17 protein-coding genes are annotated in these 15,521 nt (G+C 72.5%); 9 read left to right on the top strand and 8 right to left on the bottom strand.

Annotated elements, in window-relative coordinates; genetic code table 11:
* Positions 1-114 precede the first annotated feature (114 nt).
* Positions 115-999 carry a LysR family transcriptional regulator gene (locus AMK33_RS25230; RefSeq protein WP_073935233.1) on the top strand — a complete coding sequence of 295 codons (885 nt, stop codon included), beginning with the start codon at positions 115-117 and terminating at the stop codon, positions 997-999.
* 275 nt (positions 1,000-1,274) lie between these two features.
* Here AMK33_RS25230 and AMK33_RS45250 read toward each other — a convergent pair whose 3' ends face one another.
* The 4 genes from AMK33_RS45250 to AMK33_RS25215 form a co-directional block, all read right to left on the bottom strand.
* Positions 1,275-1,400 (bottom strand): hypothetical protein, encoded by a 126-nt coding sequence (locus tag AMK33_RS45250; protein ID WP_383460566.1) that lies wholly within the window; start codon positions 1,398-1,400, stop codon positions 1,275-1,277.
* Between the two features lie 167 nt (positions 1,401-1,567).
* Positions 1,568-3,709, bottom strand: a complete 2,142-nt coding sequence (locus tag AMK33_RS25225) for a putative bifunctional diguanylate cyclase/phosphodiesterase (protein ID WP_073935232.1) — start codon at positions 3,707-3,709, stop codon at positions 1,568-1,570.
* Positions 3,706-4,518, bottom strand: coding sequence for an SAM-dependent methyltransferase (locus tag AMK33_RS25220; protein ID WP_073935231.1), 813 nt, complete (start codon positions 4,516-4,518; stop codon positions 3,706-3,708). The genes AMK33_RS25225 and AMK33_RS25220 overlap by 4 nt, the downstream gene beginning before the upstream one ends.
* A gap of 335 nt (positions 4,519-4,853) precedes the next feature.
* Positions 4,854-5,783: an SCO0930 family lipoprotein gene (locus tag AMK33_RS25215; RefSeq protein ID WP_073935230.1), complete on the bottom strand. Its 930-nt coding sequence runs from the start codon at positions 5,781-5,783 to the stop codon at positions 4,854-4,856.
* A 181-nt stretch (positions 5,784-5,964) separates the two neighbouring features.
* On the opposite strand from AMK33_RS25215, the gene AMK33_RS25210 reads away from it, so the two are divergent.
* Both AMK33_RS25210 and AMK33_RS25205 read left to right on the top strand, forming a co-directional pair.
* On the top strand, positions 5,965-6,570 hold the full coding sequence (locus AMK33_RS25210) for a hypothetical protein (protein ID WP_201263084.1): 606 nt from the start codon (positions 5,965-5,967) through the stop codon (positions 6,568-6,570).
* A 36-nt stretch (positions 6,571-6,606) separates the two neighbouring features.
* Positions 6,607-7,371 (top strand): bestrophin-like domain, encoded by a 765-nt coding sequence (locus AMK33_RS25205; protein WP_073935228.1) that lies wholly within the window; start codon positions 6,607-6,609, stop codon positions 7,369-7,371.
* A gap of 101 nt (positions 7,372-7,472) precedes the next feature.
* Here the strand turns inward: AMK33_RS25205 and AMK33_RS25200 are convergent, their stop codons facing one another.
* Positions 7,473-7,970: a hypothetical protein gene (locus AMK33_RS25200; RefSeq protein WP_073935227.1), complete on the bottom strand. Its 498-nt coding sequence runs from the start codon at positions 7,968-7,970 to the stop codon at positions 7,473-7,475.
* A gap of 334 nt (positions 7,971-8,304) precedes the next feature.
* Here AMK33_RS25200 and AMK33_RS25195 point away from each other — a divergent pair, with 334 nt between their 5' ends.
* Positions 8,305-8,973, top strand: coding sequence for a class F sortase (locus tag AMK33_RS25195; RefSeq protein WP_073935226.1), 669 nt, complete (start codon positions 8,305-8,307; stop codon positions 8,971-8,973).
* A gap of 31 nt (positions 8,974-9,004) precedes the next feature.
* Here the strand turns inward: AMK33_RS25195 and AMK33_RS25190 are convergent, their stop codons facing one another.
* Complete coding sequence (locus tag AMK33_RS25190; RefSeq protein WP_201263080.1) at positions 9,005-9,844, bottom strand: polysaccharide deacetylase family protein; 840 nt, start codon at positions 9,842-9,844, stop codon at positions 9,005-9,007.
* Positions 9,845-9,990: 146 nt separating this feature from the next.
* On the opposite strand from AMK33_RS25190, the gene AMK33_RS25185 reads away from it, so the two are divergent.
* The gene (locus AMK33_RS25185; RefSeq protein ID WP_073935225.1) at positions 9,991-10,452 is read left to right on the top strand and encodes a universal stress protein; all 462 of its coding nucleotides are present in this window, start codon (positions 9,991-9,993) and stop codon (positions 10,450-10,452) included.
* 33 nt (positions 10,453-10,485) lie between these two features.
* Here the strand turns inward: AMK33_RS25185 and AMK33_RS25180 are convergent, their stop codons facing one another.
* The gene (locus AMK33_RS25180; protein ID WP_073935224.1) at positions 10,486-11,310 is read right to left on the bottom strand and encodes an alpha/beta fold hydrolase; all 825 of its coding nucleotides are present in this window, start codon (positions 11,308-11,310) and stop codon (positions 10,486-10,488) included.
* Between the two features lie 57 nt (positions 11,311-11,367).
* On the opposite strand from AMK33_RS25180, the gene AMK33_RS25175 reads away from it, so the two are divergent.
* Positions 11,368-11,841, top strand: a complete 474-nt coding sequence (locus tag AMK33_RS25175) for a MarR family winged helix-turn-helix transcriptional regulator (RefSeq protein ID WP_073935223.1) — start codon at positions 11,368-11,370, stop codon at positions 11,839-11,841.
* 6 nt (positions 11,842-11,847) lie between these two features.
* Here AMK33_RS25175 and AMK33_RS25170 read toward each other — a convergent pair whose 3' ends face one another.
* Positions 11,848-13,002, bottom strand: coding sequence for a CapA family protein (locus AMK33_RS25170; RefSeq protein ID WP_073935222.1), 1,155 nt, complete (start codon positions 13,000-13,002; stop codon positions 11,848-11,850).
* A 211-nt stretch (positions 13,003-13,213) separates the two neighbouring features.
* On the opposite strand from AMK33_RS25170, the gene AMK33_RS25165 reads away from it, so the two are divergent.
* From AMK33_RS25165 to AMK33_RS25155, 3 genes are all read left to right on the top strand, one after another.
* On the top strand, positions 13,214-13,759 hold the full coding sequence (locus AMK33_RS25165) for a sigma-70 family RNA polymerase sigma factor (protein ID WP_073935365.1): 546 nt from the start codon (positions 13,214-13,216) through the stop codon (positions 13,757-13,759).
* 136 nt (positions 13,760-13,895) lie between these two features.
* Positions 13,896-14,417, top strand: coding sequence for a hypothetical protein (locus AMK33_RS25160; RefSeq protein WP_073935221.1), 522 nt, complete (start codon positions 13,896-13,898; stop codon positions 14,415-14,417).
* A 151-nt stretch (positions 14,418-14,568) separates the two neighbouring features.
* Positions 14,569-15,222: a zf-HC2 domain-containing protein gene (locus tag AMK33_RS25155; protein ID WP_073935220.1), complete on the top strand. Its 654-nt coding sequence runs from the start codon at positions 14,569-14,571 to the stop codon at positions 15,220-15,222.
* Positions 15,223-15,521: the final 299 nt, after the last annotated feature.

The raw sequence follows: 15,521 nt of genomic DNA, 5'->3' as shown, positions 1-15,521 counted from the left end.
CCGTCGGCCCGTCCGCGTTGCCAGAGCCATGTCACCAGACGCTAGGGCCGGAGGGCCCCATCGGTCCAAGACATGGTGCGGCTCGTTTCGATAGGGCGAGCCTATGATGAGGCCATGCAGTTCCAGCAGCTCCAGTACTTCGTGACCGTCGCCGAGACCCGGCACTTCACCCGGGCCGCGGAACTGGTCCACGTCGCGCAGCCGTCACTGTCGCAGCAGATCAAGGCGCTGGAGCGGGAGCTGGGGGCGGATCTGTTCCGGCGGGCGCGCGGGAACATCACGCTGACCGACGCGGGTGAGGCGCTGCTGCCGCTGGCCCGGCGGATCCTCGCCGACGCGGACACCGCCCGGCACGAGGTGCAGGAGGTGGCGCAGCTGCGCAGCGGGCGGGTGCGGCTGGGGGCGACGCCGAGCCTGTGCACCGGGCTGCTGCCGGACGTGCTGCGCGCCTTCCACGACCGGTATCCGGGTGTACGGCTGTTGATCGAGGAGGGCGGTTCGCACGATCTGGTACGGGAGCTGGCGCGGGGTGCGCTGGATCTCGCCCTGGTGGTGCTGCCGCTGCCGACGCCCTCCCCCGCGCTCACCACGGTGGAGCTGCTGCGCGAGGACCTGGTGGTCGTCTCCTCCCCGGACGTCCCGCGGCCGGGACGGGGCCGGCGCACCGTACGCATCGCCGATCTGGAGGGTGAGCGGCTGGTGATGTTCCGGCACGGCTACGACCTGCGCGAGCTGACCGTGGCGGCGTGCCGGGCGGAGGGGTTCGAGCCCGGGTTCGCGGTGGAGGGCGGTGAGATGGACGCGGTGCTGGGGTTCGTGCGGGCGGGGCTGGGGGTGGCGGTGGTGCCGCGGATGGTGGCGGCGCGGTCGGGGCACGGGCTGCGGGTCACTCCGTTGGCGCGGCCGGGACTGTACCGGGCCATCGCCCTGGCCCACCGCAGTGATGTGGCTCCGCCCCGGGCGGCGCGGGAGCTGCAGCGGATGCTGCTGGAGCGCTGACGCGGGTGTGCGGTGGGTTTTCTCGCCCCCGCCGCCCCTTCCCGTCCCGTCTCTGGGGCTCCGCCCCAGACCCCGTCGAGCAGTTCCCCGCGCCCCTGGAGCCTGTGTGGTCGTCCCGCTTGTGCCAGAGGGAGCTGCGGCGGGCTCGGTGGCCGACGAGGTGGGTCTCGCAGGTGAGGTGCACCAGGTTGGGGCCAGGAGGACGCCGGTGGTCTCCGACGGTTCGTACGCCGGGCCGTCCGCCGAGCTGCCCGGGTGGTCGTGCAGCTCGGCGATCATCTCCTCGTGCGTGCAGCGCCGGCCTCGGTGAACTCCGGGTCCAGCAGGCGCGCCACTTCGGCACGCGAGGAACGCGCGGCCGGGTCCATGAGCCGCGGCTCCTCCTCGATCACCGCGCGCACCGAGTCTCTCCTGGCTCGTCCCCGTGTGATCCCTCTCCGTCCGTGCCGGCTGCGCACCCCAGGGGCGCGGGGCCGACACATGTGCGGCTCCGCCGCGTGGGCGCGACCGGCCACAGCGGCCCCGCCCCGCAGCCGCCACGCAGACCACGCGCCCCGAGCCGTCGGGCTCAACCCGTCGCGTCGACGAGCGCCAGCTCGTGCAGCCGGTCCGGCGGCCCCGGACGGGCGTAGTACCAGCCCTGCGCCGTGTCACAGCCGAGGATGCGCAACTGCTCGGCCTGCGCTCCCGTCTCCACGCCCTCCACCGTGACCGCGAGGTCGAGGCTGTGGGCCAGGGAGACGATCCCCTCGACGATCTTCAGGTCGACGGGGTCGGCCGGGAATTGCTGCATGCTCTGGGTGAAGGAACGGTCCAGCTTCAGGACGCTCACCGGGAGCCGGCGCAGGTTGGCCAGGTTGGAGTAGCCGGTGCCGAAGTCGTCCAGCGCGATGTCGACGCCCATCTCCGCCAGCCGGCGCAGCGGCTTCAGCAGGTCGTCGTCCGCGCCGATCAGCGCCGACTCGGTCACCTCCAGGCACAGCGCGTCCGGCGTCATCCCCGTGCGCTCCAGGATCTCCACCGTGTCCTGGACCAGCCCGGGATGCGTGAGCTGACAGGGCGACAGGTTCACGTTGATGCGCAGCGGGCCGAGCGCCTCACCCCCGTGCCGGTCCCGCCACTCACGGGCCTGGCGCACCGACTGTTCCAGCACCCAGCGGCCCAGCGGGACGATCAGCCCCGTGTGCTCGGCGAGCGGGATGAACCGGTCCGGGGACAGCACCCCGTGCTGCGGGTGCAGCCAGCGCACCAGTGCTTCCGCGCCCCGCACACTGCCGTCGCCGAGGTGCACCAGCGGCTGGTACTCGATGAAGAACTCGCCCCGGTCCAGGGCCGTCGGCAGCGCCGTGGTGAGCCCGTGCCGGGTGATGGCGCGGGCGTCCGCCTCCGGGTCGGCGAGCTCGAACCGGTTGCCGCCCGCCGACTTGGCCCGGTACATGGTGATGTCGGCGCTGCGCAGCACCTCCGCCGCGCTGCGTTCCCCGGCCGGTCCCTCGACGATGCCGATGCTGCCGCGCACGGTCAGCTCCCGGCCGTCCACACTGATCGGGGCGAGCAGCGCGTTCATGATGCGGGCGGCGAGCTCGTCGACGGTGCGCTCGGTCTCGGGGCCGGTGGTCAGCGCCACGAACTCGTCGCCGCCGAGCCGGGCCACCATCTCGCCGGACGCGGTGGCGCAGGCCTGCAGCCGGTCGGCGACCTCGACGAGCAGCCGGTCACCGGCCGCGTGCCCGAGGCTGTCGTTGACGGTCTTGAAGCCGTCCAGGTCGAGATAGCACAGCCCGAACCGCTGGCCCTCGCCGGCGCCGAGCGCCTTCTCCAGCCGCTCGAAGAAGAACGCCCGGTTGGGCAGCCCGGTGAGCGCGTCGTGGGTGGCCTCGTAACGCAGCCGGAGGTTGAGCAGCCGCCGCTCGGTGGTGTCCTCCATGAGGGCGAGCTGGTACTGCGGGTCGCCGTCGGCGTCACGCAGCAGGGACACCGTCAGATTGGTCCACAGGACCGTTCCGTCCGGGCGGTAGAACGCCTTTTCGAGGTGGTAGTGCTCGCGCTCACCGCTCACCAGCTCGTCGTAGAGCCGCCACGTCTGCGGGGCGTCGTCGGGGTGGACCCACTCCTTGACGCTGCGGCCGCGCAGGGCCTGCTCGGACAGGCCGAACATGCGCCGCAGCGCGCCGTTGACCTGGAGGACGTTGCCCTCCAGGTCGGCGATGCCGATCCCTATGGCCGCGCCCTCGAACACCGCGCGGAAGCGGGCCTCGGTGGCGTGCAGCGCCTGCGCCACCACGCCCTGGGCCTCCAGCGCGGCCCGCGCGATGGCCTCCTGCTCGGTCAGCGTCCGCTCGCGCAGCGCCTGCGCGAACCCGGCGGCCATGGCGTGCTGGAGCCGCGCGGAGCGCGCCCGCAGGTCCTCCCGGTCGCCGTCCTCGCCGCAGTACAGGACGAGATAGGCGTCCACGCAGTCCAGGGTCCGGCTGAGCGCCTCCGGGTCGGTGCAGTGCGCTTCCACCAGCGCGGCGCCGGCCGCCCGGCCCGCGTCCGCGTCGAACGACCGGGCCCGCAGCGCCTCGCTCAGCAGCCGGGCCAGCGGCAGCAGCCGCTCCTCGAACTCCGGGCGGGTCGACGACGTCGAGGTCACCGGGAAGACCGCCCGGCTCCAGATCGTCGCGAACCGGCGCAGTCTGTCCTCCGGCCCGTCCGGCTCCGCGCTCACGCCGTACGCCCCACGCCCGCGAAACCGGAGAACGCGTAGGGATCCTCGTCCTCCGGTGCGGTGTCCGGCCGCCACTGCGGCATCGGCACCAGTCCGGGTTCCACCATGTCGTACCCCTCGAAGAACCGCGCGATCTCGTCGCGCGTGCGCATGATCAGCGGGTTGCGAATGTCCTGGTACACGTCCACCGCCCCCTCGGCCCGCTCCGTCGGCAGCGGGATTCCCTCGTACGAGGCATGGGTGAGGACGAGCATGCTGCCGGGCGCGAGGGCCTGGCGCAGTTCGGCCACCGCCGTATACGGGTCGTCCGCGTCTTCCACGAAGTGCAGTATGGCAACGAGAAGCAGCGCCACCGGCCGATTCAGGTCGATCAGCCGCAGCACTTCGGGACTGTGGAGGATCTCCTGCGGCTTTCGGAGGTCCGCGGCGACGATGTCCGCGCCGTCGTCGCCCTCCAGAACGGCCTGGCTGTGCGCCACGGCCACCGGGTCGTGGTCGACGTACATCACACGGGCGTCCGGTACGGCCGCCTGCGCCACCTCGTGGACGTTGCCGAACGTCGGGATGCCGGAACCGATGTCCAGGAACTGGGTGATGCCCTCACCGGCCGCGAAACGCACAGCCCGGCGCATGAAGGCACGGTTCGCCTGCATGATCTTGGGCAGGCCCGGCATGAACTCCATGGCCCTGCGGGCCGCTTCCCGGTCGACCTCGAAGTTGTGCGAACCGCCCAGGTAGTAGTCGTACATCCGGGAGACGCTGGGCGCCGAGATGTCGATGCTCCGCGGGGCCCAGGCGGGACGCTCCATGTATCTCTCCAAGGCGTAGGCGATCCGGTGTTCGAGCAGAGGCTACTGATCGCCCGCCAAAGGAGCGACCCCAAACGGAAATTGACCATCCGTTCCCGGTCACTGCCAGTGGCACGTGCCTATTCGGCGCCCCGCGAAAGCGTGACGACATGTGCCCGCGGCATTCCGGAGAGTTCCGACACGCCGAGAAGTACGCGGAGAAGGCGGAGAAGAGTGCCGATAATTCCACGGGTGCCGGTGAATCACGGCAAAACGGTCCGCCCCTCCGCGGGCTGCGAAGGGGCGGACACGGGGCCGGCGACGTCCGGAGCGGACGACACCCTTGGGGGAGGTTGCTACTTCTCCGACGCGCCGACCGGCTTTCCGTCGGGCCGTACGGCGTACCAGGTACCGCCGACGCCCTGACCGTTGGTGTCGCCGGGAGCCTTGTCACCGGCGAAGGTGTAGATGGGCCAGCAGTTGATCGTCTGCTGGTCGGCGCCGTCCGGACGGGTGAAGGTCATGTAGCCCTTCTTCTGGATGCCCTTGGTGTCCTCGAAGTCGACCGGCGACACCACCGGCCACTTCTCCAGGCAGGCGCCGGTGCAGGCCGACACGGGTTTCGGCCAGGCCTCGTCCTTCATGAAGCGGTAGACGGTCATGCCGTTCTCGTCGACGACGATCTCGCCCAGCTTCGCGTCCTCACGGGTGGACAGTCCGGGCCGGTCGGCCGCCTGGGCCTTCTTGCCCTGGGGGTTCAGCGCGTACCACTTTCCACCCACGCCCTGGCCCTTGACGTCACCGGCGTTGACGTCCTTGACGTAGCGGTAGGCCGGCCAGCCGGCGACGGTGAGCTGCTTGGTGCCGTCGGCCCGGTCGACCGATCCGAGCAGCGCCTTGTCGATGCCCTCGCCGGCCGTGGCGTCGTCGGCGGGCACCGGCGGCCAGGTCTTGGCGCAGTCGTCCTCGCAGTTGGAGGCGGGCGGCTCGGCGGTGTCCTGGTCGAATCGGTACAGGGTCAGACCGAGGCTGTCGGTCACCACCTTGCCCAGTTCGGCGTTGGTGGAGACGTTCAGCTCGCCCGCCGTGCCGGAGGGGCTCGCCGACGCCTGGGCGCCGCCGCCCGCCTGGCCCGCGCCGATGTCGCCGACGTCCCCGGTCCCGGCCGTGGCACCCACGTTCTGGCTGGTGGCGGACGGCGGGCTGTCCTGACCGCACGCCGTGGTCAGGGCCAGCACCGCCGCGGCGCTCGCCACCAGTGAGGCGGTCCGCCAGGAGGTCTTCATCGTCAACTCCACATCATCGCAAGGGTCGTGCAGCGCCCTGCTGTGCCGCCGCTCGACGATGGGTACGCATGAAGGCACGGGTCGTGTTCAACGGTGGCCCGGATTTCTTTTGTTAACTCCTTCGGGGCAATCACCGGGATCCCGGGCACGGTCCGGCGGTTCACGATTCATGATCTTCGTCGTGCAAGCACTCGTACCGACCCAATCCCGCGCCACCGCACGCGCGTTGGCCGTGACGACGCTGATCTGGGCGCTCGTCGGCGCACCCGGCACGGCCGCGGCCGACGCCTGCGCGTACGCCTCGACGGGGCCGGGCGGCACGGAGGCGGTGGCGGTCGCGGGACACGTCACCTGGACGGATCCCCCGTTCTGCTCACCACCGCCACCGTCCCCCACGCCCACGCCCACGCCCACTCCTACCCCCACACCCACGCCCTCTCCGGAGCCGCCGCCCCCGCCCGAGCCCACGCCGACCACCCCGCCGCCGAAGCCCCGCCCGACCCCGAGGCCCGAGCCACCGCCCCCGCCGGCCGCCCGTCCGGCACCGCCCGCCGCCCGTCCGACACCGGCTCCCACCCCGCCGCCGCGCCACCCGCCGCCGCCGTCACCGGCCGCGACGCCGTCGGCCACGCCGAAGCCGCGTCCGTCCGTGACGCCCGTGCACTACCCGCGGTACCGCGCGGCCCCGGTCCGGCGGTCCTCCGGCGGTGCCACGTCACCGCTCACCTTCGTCCTGCTCATCACGGTTCCCGCGGTGGTCGCGATCGCCGCGCTGCGTCCGCGCTGAGGCCCGGACCGACCTGACCCCTTCTGGAGGCACCTCTTGCCGGAATGGCTTGTTCTCACCCTCGCGATGCTCGCCGCCTGTGTCGTCGTGGTGGTCATCACCCTCGTACGGCACCGCAGGGCGGCCGACGACGAGGATCCCAGCGAGACCCCGGACGTCATCGAGTACATGACGATGTGGATCGGCGTGGTGTACGCCATCGTCCTGGGTCTCGCCATCGCCGGCGTCTGGGAGGGACGCGGCGCCGCCCAGGAGCACGTACGGGCGGAGGCGGTGGCCCTGCACGAGATCTCGGAGCGGGTACGGGTCTACCCCGCCGAGGTGCGTGACCGTATCCGGGACGATGTCAACGCCTATGTCGGACACGTCGTCACCACCGAGTGGCGGGCCATGGCCGACGACGGAGAGGTCACCGAACGCGGCACCGAACTCCTCGACCGCGTCCGCCGGGACGTCACCGACTACGAGCCGCGGACGGACTTCGAGGCGCAGGCCTACCAGCCCCTCGTGGACCAGGTGGCCGCCGCCGACCAGGCGCGCAGCGCGCGGGCCGAGTCGACCGGGGAGACCATGCCGGGCGTGGTGTGGTTCGGGCTGATCACCGGGGCCGCCATCACCATCGGGATGATCTTCGCGCTGCAGATCCGGCGCACCACCCGGGAGATGGTCCTCGCCGGGCTGTTCTCGGCGCTGATCGCCTTCCTGCTCTTCCTCATCTGGGACTTCGACGCGCCCTTCGGCCGGGGCCTCGCCGCGTCGGCGGACCCGTTCCTGCGGCTCTTCCCGCACATCGAGGGCTGAGACCGCCCGCGGGTGAGCAGAGCGCCGCCCCGGATCCCGCGGGATCCGGGGCGAGCGGCGTGCGAACTCGTGCGAAACGGCGGCCCGGAGGGGACAGCGGTTCAGATCCGCTTCTCGGCGCGGCGGCGCATCCAGAAGACACCGCTGCCGGCGACCGCGGCGGCCACCAGGGCCCCGCCGATGGCCATGTCGGTCGGGGTCGTCCCGCTGGTGCTGCTGCCGCCGATACCGCCGCGGACACCGCCGATGACGGTGAAGGCGGCCGGCCGGGTCAGGCTCCGGCCGGAGCAGTGGACCGTGATGTCGTAGGAACCGGGACGGGCGTCGGCGTCGACGGTGGCGGTGCCCTTCGAGGTGTCGTTGGCACCGCTGATGGGCGTCAGGTTCGTCCGGGGGAAGGCGTTGGAGGTCGCCGTGCCGCCGTTGGGGCAGCCGTCGACCGTGATGGTCAGCTGGCCGCCGCGGGCGATGACGCTGGGCAGGGCGACGATGTTGGACGGGTTGGGAACCCGGCCGCCGTCCGCGACCGCCGCCGGGGCGGCGAGCCCGAGGACGGCGACCGCGGCGCCGGCGGCCGCCAGGGCACGTGAATTGCGCATGTGATCCTCCGCGGAAGACGCCCCGGGTCCCGTTCCCGGTCGATCGGCGAGAAAGCGCCTCCCGGAAAGACCCTCAGTTGCCCTGCGCGTACCCGCATTTCGGGAATGGTCCGTACCGGTGAGGCGAACCCCGTGCGGAAAACCGCGGTAGGGGATATCACCGCAGGTCACGGACCGTCAGAAAATCTTCGTCCGGTACCGCCCCGGATGGCGCACCCGGTTGCGCCGGGGCCACCCGTTCGCCGCCGCCCCGTCGCCGGTTGCGCGCACGGCATTTAGCGTTTTCCTCATGCGCGAGTGGTACGGCGACGGCCGTGTCGAGAGGGGAAGGCGAATGTCTGCTTTCGAGCCGGACGAAGCCGAATGGGAGGCACGGCGGAAAAAGCGCGCCCCGTGGGGCGTGATAGCGCTGGTTCTGCTCACCGGCCTCGCGCTCATCCGGAACGGTTCGGGGGAATTCGACGTGGGTCCGCCGCAGCCGGCCGGCGCGGCCGCCGCCGACAGCCGGACGCCCGGCGGCATCACGGTCGACGCCGTGCGGCCGCTGCCGTACGCGGTCCCGGACCGGGTCGTGATCCCGGGGATCCAGGTGGACGCGCCCGTCATTCCGGTGGGCCTGGACGCGGAGGGCTGGGTGGACGCGCCGCCGCCCCAGGACCCCAATCTGGCGGGCTGGTTCACCGGCGCCGTCTCACCGGGCGAGAAGGGCACGGCGGTCGTCGTCGGCCATGTCGACAACGCTCAGGGACCGGCCGTGTTCTACGGGCTCGGGGCGCTGAAGAAGGGAAACCGCGTCGAGGTCGCCCGCAAGGACGGGAGGACCGCCGTGTTCGAGATCTACGGCATCGAGGTCTTCGCGAAGAACGACTTCCCCGGCGACCGGGTCTACGCCTCCAAGGGGGCGGCGGAACTGCGGGTCATCACCTGCGGCGGTGGTTTCTCCAAGCAGAACGGCTACGACGGGAACGTGGTCGTCTTCGCCCGCCTGGCCGAGGTCCGCTGAGCGGTCCCGCGTCCGGGCGGGCGGGGCCCGCTCAGACGTACTGCCGGCGGGGCACGGTGATGTGGTACCCGGAGTCCAGCAGTTCGGGCAGGTAGGCGCGCAGGGCTCGTACGCTCTGCGAGCGGTCGCCCCCGGCGTCGTGCGAGAGCACCACGACGCCGGGGGCGGCGCCGTCCTCCACCCGCTCGACGATGGTGCGGGTGCCGGGCTCGGTCCAGTCGAGGGTGTCGACCGTCCAGGCCAGCGGTTCCATGCCCAGTTCGGCGCCGAGCTGGAAGGCGGCGCGGTTCCAGGCGCCGTAGGGTGCGCGGAACCACTCGGGGCGTTCGCCGTAGGCCTGCTCGACGATGTCGCTGGTGCGCTCCATCTCGGAGCGGATCCGGGCGCGCCGCAGCCGGGTGAGCAGGGGGTGGGACCAGGTGTGGTTGCCGACCACGTGTCCCTCGTCGGCCATCCGGGCCAGCAGGTCCCGGTTGTAGGCCGCCATCTCCCCGCACACGAAGAACATCGCCCGCACCTCGTACCGGGCCAGGGTGTCGAGGATGTGCGGGGTGTAGCGGGGGTCGGGGCCGTCGTCGAAGCTCAGCACCATGGTGCGGCCGTGTCCGGGCACGCGCAGCAGCGGCTCACGCCTGACCGGCGTCCTGCCGCGCGGGGTGTGCGGGGGCCCGTAGCCGGTCAGGGGCCGCAGGCGGTACTCGGAGGGCCTGAGCGGGCGGCGGGCCGCCCGGGCGCCGGCGGCCGGCGGCGGCGCGGGTGCGGCACTGTTCCCGGCGCCCGGCACGAACGCCGCGGCCACACCGGCGGCGCCCAGGGAGACGGCGCCGGCGAGCAGCGCCCGGCGCCGGGTGAGCAAGTGATCCTTCTGCATGACTCATCAGTCGCCCCACGGAGGGCCGACGCACCTCAGCGACACCGGTGCGGCGGCACGATTTCACCCGATCGGCGCAGTGTGGGGCGACGGACCTCGGCGGGCGCGTGAGGGCCGGCGAACCGGACTCCGATAGCCTCGCTGCCGTGACGGAACAGCGGTCCCATCGGTTCGAACGGGGCACGGACGGCCCGAAGGTGATCGTGGCCGGCGTGGACGGCTCCGACTCCTCGCTGCGCGCGGCGGCGTACGCCTCCGGTCTGGCACGCCGTCAGGGGGCGCTGCTCGCCCTCGTGTACGTGCAACCGGTGCTGGCCGCGGGAGCGGCGCTGGGCGCGCCGGTGGCCGACACGACCGAGGAGGTGGCCGAGGACCTGGTGGCGCAGGTCCGGGAGGCGATGGAGCGGATCAAGGGCGTCTTCGACCTCCGCTGGGAGTTCCACACCTTCCGCGGCGACCCCTACAACGGACTGGTGAGGGCGGCCGACGACCTGAAGGCGGACGCGGTGGTCGTGGGCGCCTCCGAGCAGGCCGGCCACCGGATCGTCGGGTCGGTCGCGGTGCGGCTGGTGAAGGCCGGGCGGTGGCCGGTGACGGTGGTGCCGTAGTCCCGTAGGGGCGGGCCCGGGTGCGGTTCGCCGTCAGCGGGCGCGGAGGGAGCCGAGGAAGTCCAGGAGGATCTTGTTCAGCTCCTCGGGCCGCTCCAGGTTGGGGTAGTGCGCGGTGCCGTCGATGGTCACGGAGCGGCCGTCTCGGACGGTACGGGCGAACCGTTCCGCCTCGGCGATCAGGTCGGGGGCGTCGAGGGCGCCGTTGACGGTGAGGACCGGGACGTCGATCTTGGGGACGCGGGCCCAGGTGTCGGTCATGGGCACGTGGTGGTTCTCCTCGTCCGGGGTGTGTTTGGCGAGGGTGCCCAGAGCCATCTCGCGCAACCGGCCCGGGATGTCCGGGTCGATGTCGGCGGCGGTGCGGTGCTCGCCGGGCACGTAGCGCAGGAACGCGGTGAGCCAGCCCTCCATGTCGCCCGCGCCCAGGGCCGCGGCCTGCTCGGCCAGCACCTGGCGGACCCAGGGGTCGGTGTACTCGAAGTCGCTGGTGGCCGCGCCACAGGCCACCACGGCGCGCACCAGCTCCGGATACTCCAGCACCGTGTCGGTGGCGATGGCGCCGCCCATCGACACACCGACGAGCACGGCCGGACCGGTGTCCAGGTGGCGCAGCAACGCGGCGAGGTCGTCGGCCCAGCGGAACGGCGCGGTGGCGTTGGCCGAGGCGCCGTGGCCGCGGACGTCCGGTGCGATCACCCGGTACCCGGCGGCCAGGGCCGGGATCTGGGCGTCGAAGACCCGGTGGTCGGCGAAGCCGGAGTGCAGCAGGACCACCGGGTCGCCGGAGCCGGTGTCGAGGTAGGCGAGGTCGCCGTCGGCGGAGGGGAAGAAGCGCAGATCCGAAGCACCATTCATGACAACCAAGGTGTCATCTTGCGCCGAGTTTGGCAACCCAGGTGTCATGATGGCGTGGTGACAGACACCGACGCCCCCCTCCCCCCGGACGAGCTCGGCCGCCGCCTCACCGAGGTGTACGACCTGGTCGGCCCCCTCTACCGGCGCGCCCAGCGCAGCGTGGAGCAGGGGCTGACCACCGACGGCCTGTCCGTGGGCGTACGCGCCGTGCTGACCCTGCTGCACCGCAACGGGCCGATGACCGTGCCGCAGATGGGCAGGGCGCAGGCGATCAGCCGGCAGTTCGTGCAGCGCATGGTGAACGACGCCGCGGCGCAGGACCTGGTGGAGGCCGTCCCGAACCCCGCCCACCGGCGGTCGTCGCTCATCCGTCCGACCGAGCGGGGCGCCGCGGCGATCTCCGCCGTCCTGGAGCGCGAGCACCTGCTCCTGCGGGAGGTCGGCGGTGGCCTCACGGACGCCGATGTGACGGCCTGCCTGCGGGTGCTGGGCGAACTGCTGACGGCGCTCGACCACGTCGACCTCGGCTGACGGTCCTCACTCCCCCATCACGAGCCCGTCCTGCGCGGCGCCCCGGCTCAGCACCACGTTCCGGATCCGGTCGCGCACGGACCGCACCTCGGCGCCCCGGGCGAGCGCCCGGTTGAGGTTGACGACCCGGCCGGCGTCCACGTCGAAGAGCTGCGGGACGAACTCGGCCCGGGTCACCTCCCAGCGCCCGCCGGGGCGCTCCGGCGGGGCGAAGGCGAAGCGGCCCAGGGTGGACTGGTTGCCGCGCGGGTCCTGGACGCCCTCGTGGTTGGTCATCTCGCCGGCGATCTGGTCGCCCATGCCGTAGATCACCCAGGTGCCGTTGACCTTCTCGTAGGCCTGCGGGACATGGGCGTGGGTGCCGAGGATCAGGTCGATGTCGGGGCGGCCCCCGGTGGCCGAGGCGGTGAGCGAGCGGGCGAGGGCGGTCTGCCGCTCGTCGGGGGTCTCCTGCCATTCGGTGCCCCAGTGCAGGGAGACCACGACGACGTCGGCTCCGGCCTTCCGGGCGGCCCGCGCGTCGTCGACGATCCGCGCCTCGTCGACGAGGCTGACGGCCCAGGGCTCGTCCGGCGGCAGCGGGAGGCCGTTGGTGTCGTAGGTGTAGGCGAGGTGGGCGACCCGCGCCGAGCCCGCGCGCAGCACGGTCGCCGTGCGGGCCTCCCGCTCGGTGCGCGCCGAGCCGGCGTGGCGCACACCGGCCCGGTCGAGGGCGTCCAGGGTGCGGCGGATGCCCTCGGCGCCGTCGTCCAGGGAGTGGTTGGAGGCGGTGGAGCAGCCGTCGTAGCCGGTGGCGGCGAGGCCGCGGGCCACCTCGGGCGGGGACTTGAAGAGGGGGTAGCCGGTGTAGTCGCCGCCTGTGCCGTACACGGTCTCCATGTGGCACAGCGCCACATCGGCGGAGTCGACGACGGAGCGGATGCCGGAGAGCATCGGCCGGAAGTCGTACCCGGTGCCGCCCGCGTCGTAGCGGGCGCGTTCGATGATCGAGTCGTGGGGCAGTACGTCCCCCGAGGCGACCAGGGTGAAGCCGCGGGGCCCCGTGGCGGAAGGGGCCGGACGCCCCGGTTCCGGCGGTCGGTGGTCGCGGGCCTGGCAGGCGGCGCCCGCGGCGAGGACGACGGTCAGGACCAGGGCCACCTGCCGACTGCGTGTGATCATCACTCCACCCCGCTGTAGCCGTATTTATGGATAAACAGGTAAGAAGCCGCATTACGCCCGTGGTCGCTCCGACACGCCTTTTAGGCCGTCCGGCGTGCGCGAACGGCCGCCCCGACCGTTCGTCGAACCGTTCGTCGACGCGATCGACCGTCCGCCGCACGCTCCTGCGCACGCCCTGTCCCCGCGTCGCGCCGTGCGCTGCCATACGGCCATGACGGCCGGAATCACACTCATGAACGGGACGACCGCCGAGCACGAGCTCGCCGCACTGCAGCGCGAGCACGGACGGCCCCTCTTCGCGCTGCTGCTCCGGCTCTGCGACGGGGACCGGCAGCGCGCGGAGGATCTGGTCCAGGAGACCCTGGTGCGCGCCTGGCAGCACCCCGAGGCCCTGCGCGCCGAGAACTTCGACTCCGTACGGCCCTGGCTGCTCACCGTGGGACGGCGGCTCGCCATCGACGCGCGACGGGCCCGGCAGGCCCGGCCGGCCGAGGTCGGGGACGCCGTGCTGGAGAACGCCCGGGTGACCTCCGACCACGCCGAACGGGCCGCGGCCGCGCTCGACGTCCGCGAGGCTGTGAAAACACTCACTCCGGAGCACCGTGAAGTCCTGGTGCTCGTGTACTTCCAGGGGGCGAGTGTGGCGGAAGCGGCGACGACCCTCGGGATTCCGCCCGGTACCGTGAAGTCCCGCGCGTACTACGCACTGCGCGCCCTGCGTCGGGTGCTCCCCGGATACGCCTCCGACATGCGATGAAACCGAAGGCAGAGTCAAACCTTCGCAAAGCGCCTTGCCGACCACCCCGGTTGAGTAATCGGCTGTCCTCATCCGTGTTCCGGACCGGGGGCCCGGGTTCGGGCGACGCGCACGCACCGGAGGAAGGCAGGAAGGGATGCTGCACAGAGGTCGAGAGAGCACGGACGGCACCGGCGACGGTGAACTGACCGTCCCCATGGCCTGGTTGTACGCCGAGTACATCGCCGACGAACTGCTGCGCAGCGGCGATCTGATGCCGCCGACGTCCTTCGAGTTCCGCGCGGGCCGGGACGCCCTGGCGCTGACCGTGTTCCTGTCCGACACCGACGGCGAGCTGTCCGGCATCCGGGTGGTCACCCAGCTGGAGACCTGGCTGTCGCTGACCGCGTACGACCAGCCGTGGCAGGAGTGGGTGCAGGGGCGCCTGCGGGACCTGACCGCGGACACCGCCGCGGCCGGCCGGGACGCGCCGGATCCGGACCTGGAGCTGGCCCGGGATGCCTGGCGCTGGCTGCGGGAGACGGAGCTGCTCGCGCCCGATCTGAACGCGGTGCCGGGCGGCGGCGCGGTGACCGGTGAGGACGAGGGACCCAAGGTGTGGACACCGGCGTGGCAGCTCGGGCTGCCGCTCGGTCACCTCGCCATCCATCTTTTCTAGATTCCTCGCCGATCCGACCAATCCGGGGGCCGGTCCGCTCCGAATCCCTTGGTTACGATTCGGCACGTGGCTTGAGTGATTCGGCTGCCTGGTGCGTACCGGTGGGAGCAAGGAGTAACCCCACCCGCACCCAACGGTACGAGGATTCGGCATGAGGTCCCTGGAGAGGCATCGCGACGTCGGCGCCTACGCGCTCGGCGTGCTGGACGAGGCGGACGCGTTCCGTTTCGAGGACCACCTCATGGAGTGCCCCCGGTGCGCTGTCCAGGTGACCGAATTCGGCCCCGCGGCACGCCAGTTGATGCTGTACCGAAGTGCCACCCCGCGGCTGGTGCACCCGCTGGCCAAGCCCGGTCCGAGGATGCTGGACCGGCTGCTGTCACAGGTGGCGGCCCGCAACCGGGCGGGGCGGCGCCGACTGCTGCTGGCGCTGGCCGCCTCGGTTGTGGTCGCGGTGTCCGCGCCGGTGGTCGCGGTGCTGGGGCGGGACGACGGCGGGAGCGCCGTGAGCGTCGCGGCGACCGACGAGCGGTCCGGGGTGTGGGCGCAGGTGACCGCTCAGGACGAGGCCTGGGGCAGCAACGTGGAGATCGAGGTCAAGGACGGTGCGGGGCCCCGCACCTGCCGTCTGGTGGTGGTCGGCCGGGACGGCTCCGAGGAGACGGTGACCAGCTGGAGCGTGCCCCGTCTCGACGCCCGCCCCCACACGGTGCTCGGCGGCTCCGCCATGCACCCCGAGGACATCGCCCGCTACGAGGTGCGTACGGCGGAGGGCGACCACCTGGTGACGCTGAAGCCCCGGTGAGGCCCCGTGCGGGCAGCGCGGCGCACGGCGCCCCTCGAGCCGCCGGCGTTCACCGGAGGGCGGTTCCGGCATGCGTCAGGAGTGCCGTCCGGGGCGCCGGCGGTCAGGCCGCTCGGGCACCGCGGCGGGCGTGACGGGGCCGCCCGGCACGGCACCGTCCCACGCTGCCGGCATCGCTCCGGGCCCGGCCGGCTCCCGGTACGGCACGCACTCCGCGCACTCCACGCAGCCCCGCCGCTGCGGCACGGTGACCGCGGGGCTCGCCCGTGCGGGCGGCGCTCCCCCGCCGTGCCCGGAGA

This window comes from Streptomyces sp. CB02400 (genome assembly GCF_001905725.1).
Classification (GTDB): Bacteria; Actinomycetota; Actinomycetes; order Streptomycetales; family Streptomycetaceae; genus Streptomyces; species Streptomyces atrovirens.
Note: the sequence above shows the minus strand (reverse complement) of the source record. Positions and strands in the feature narration are given on the sequence as shown.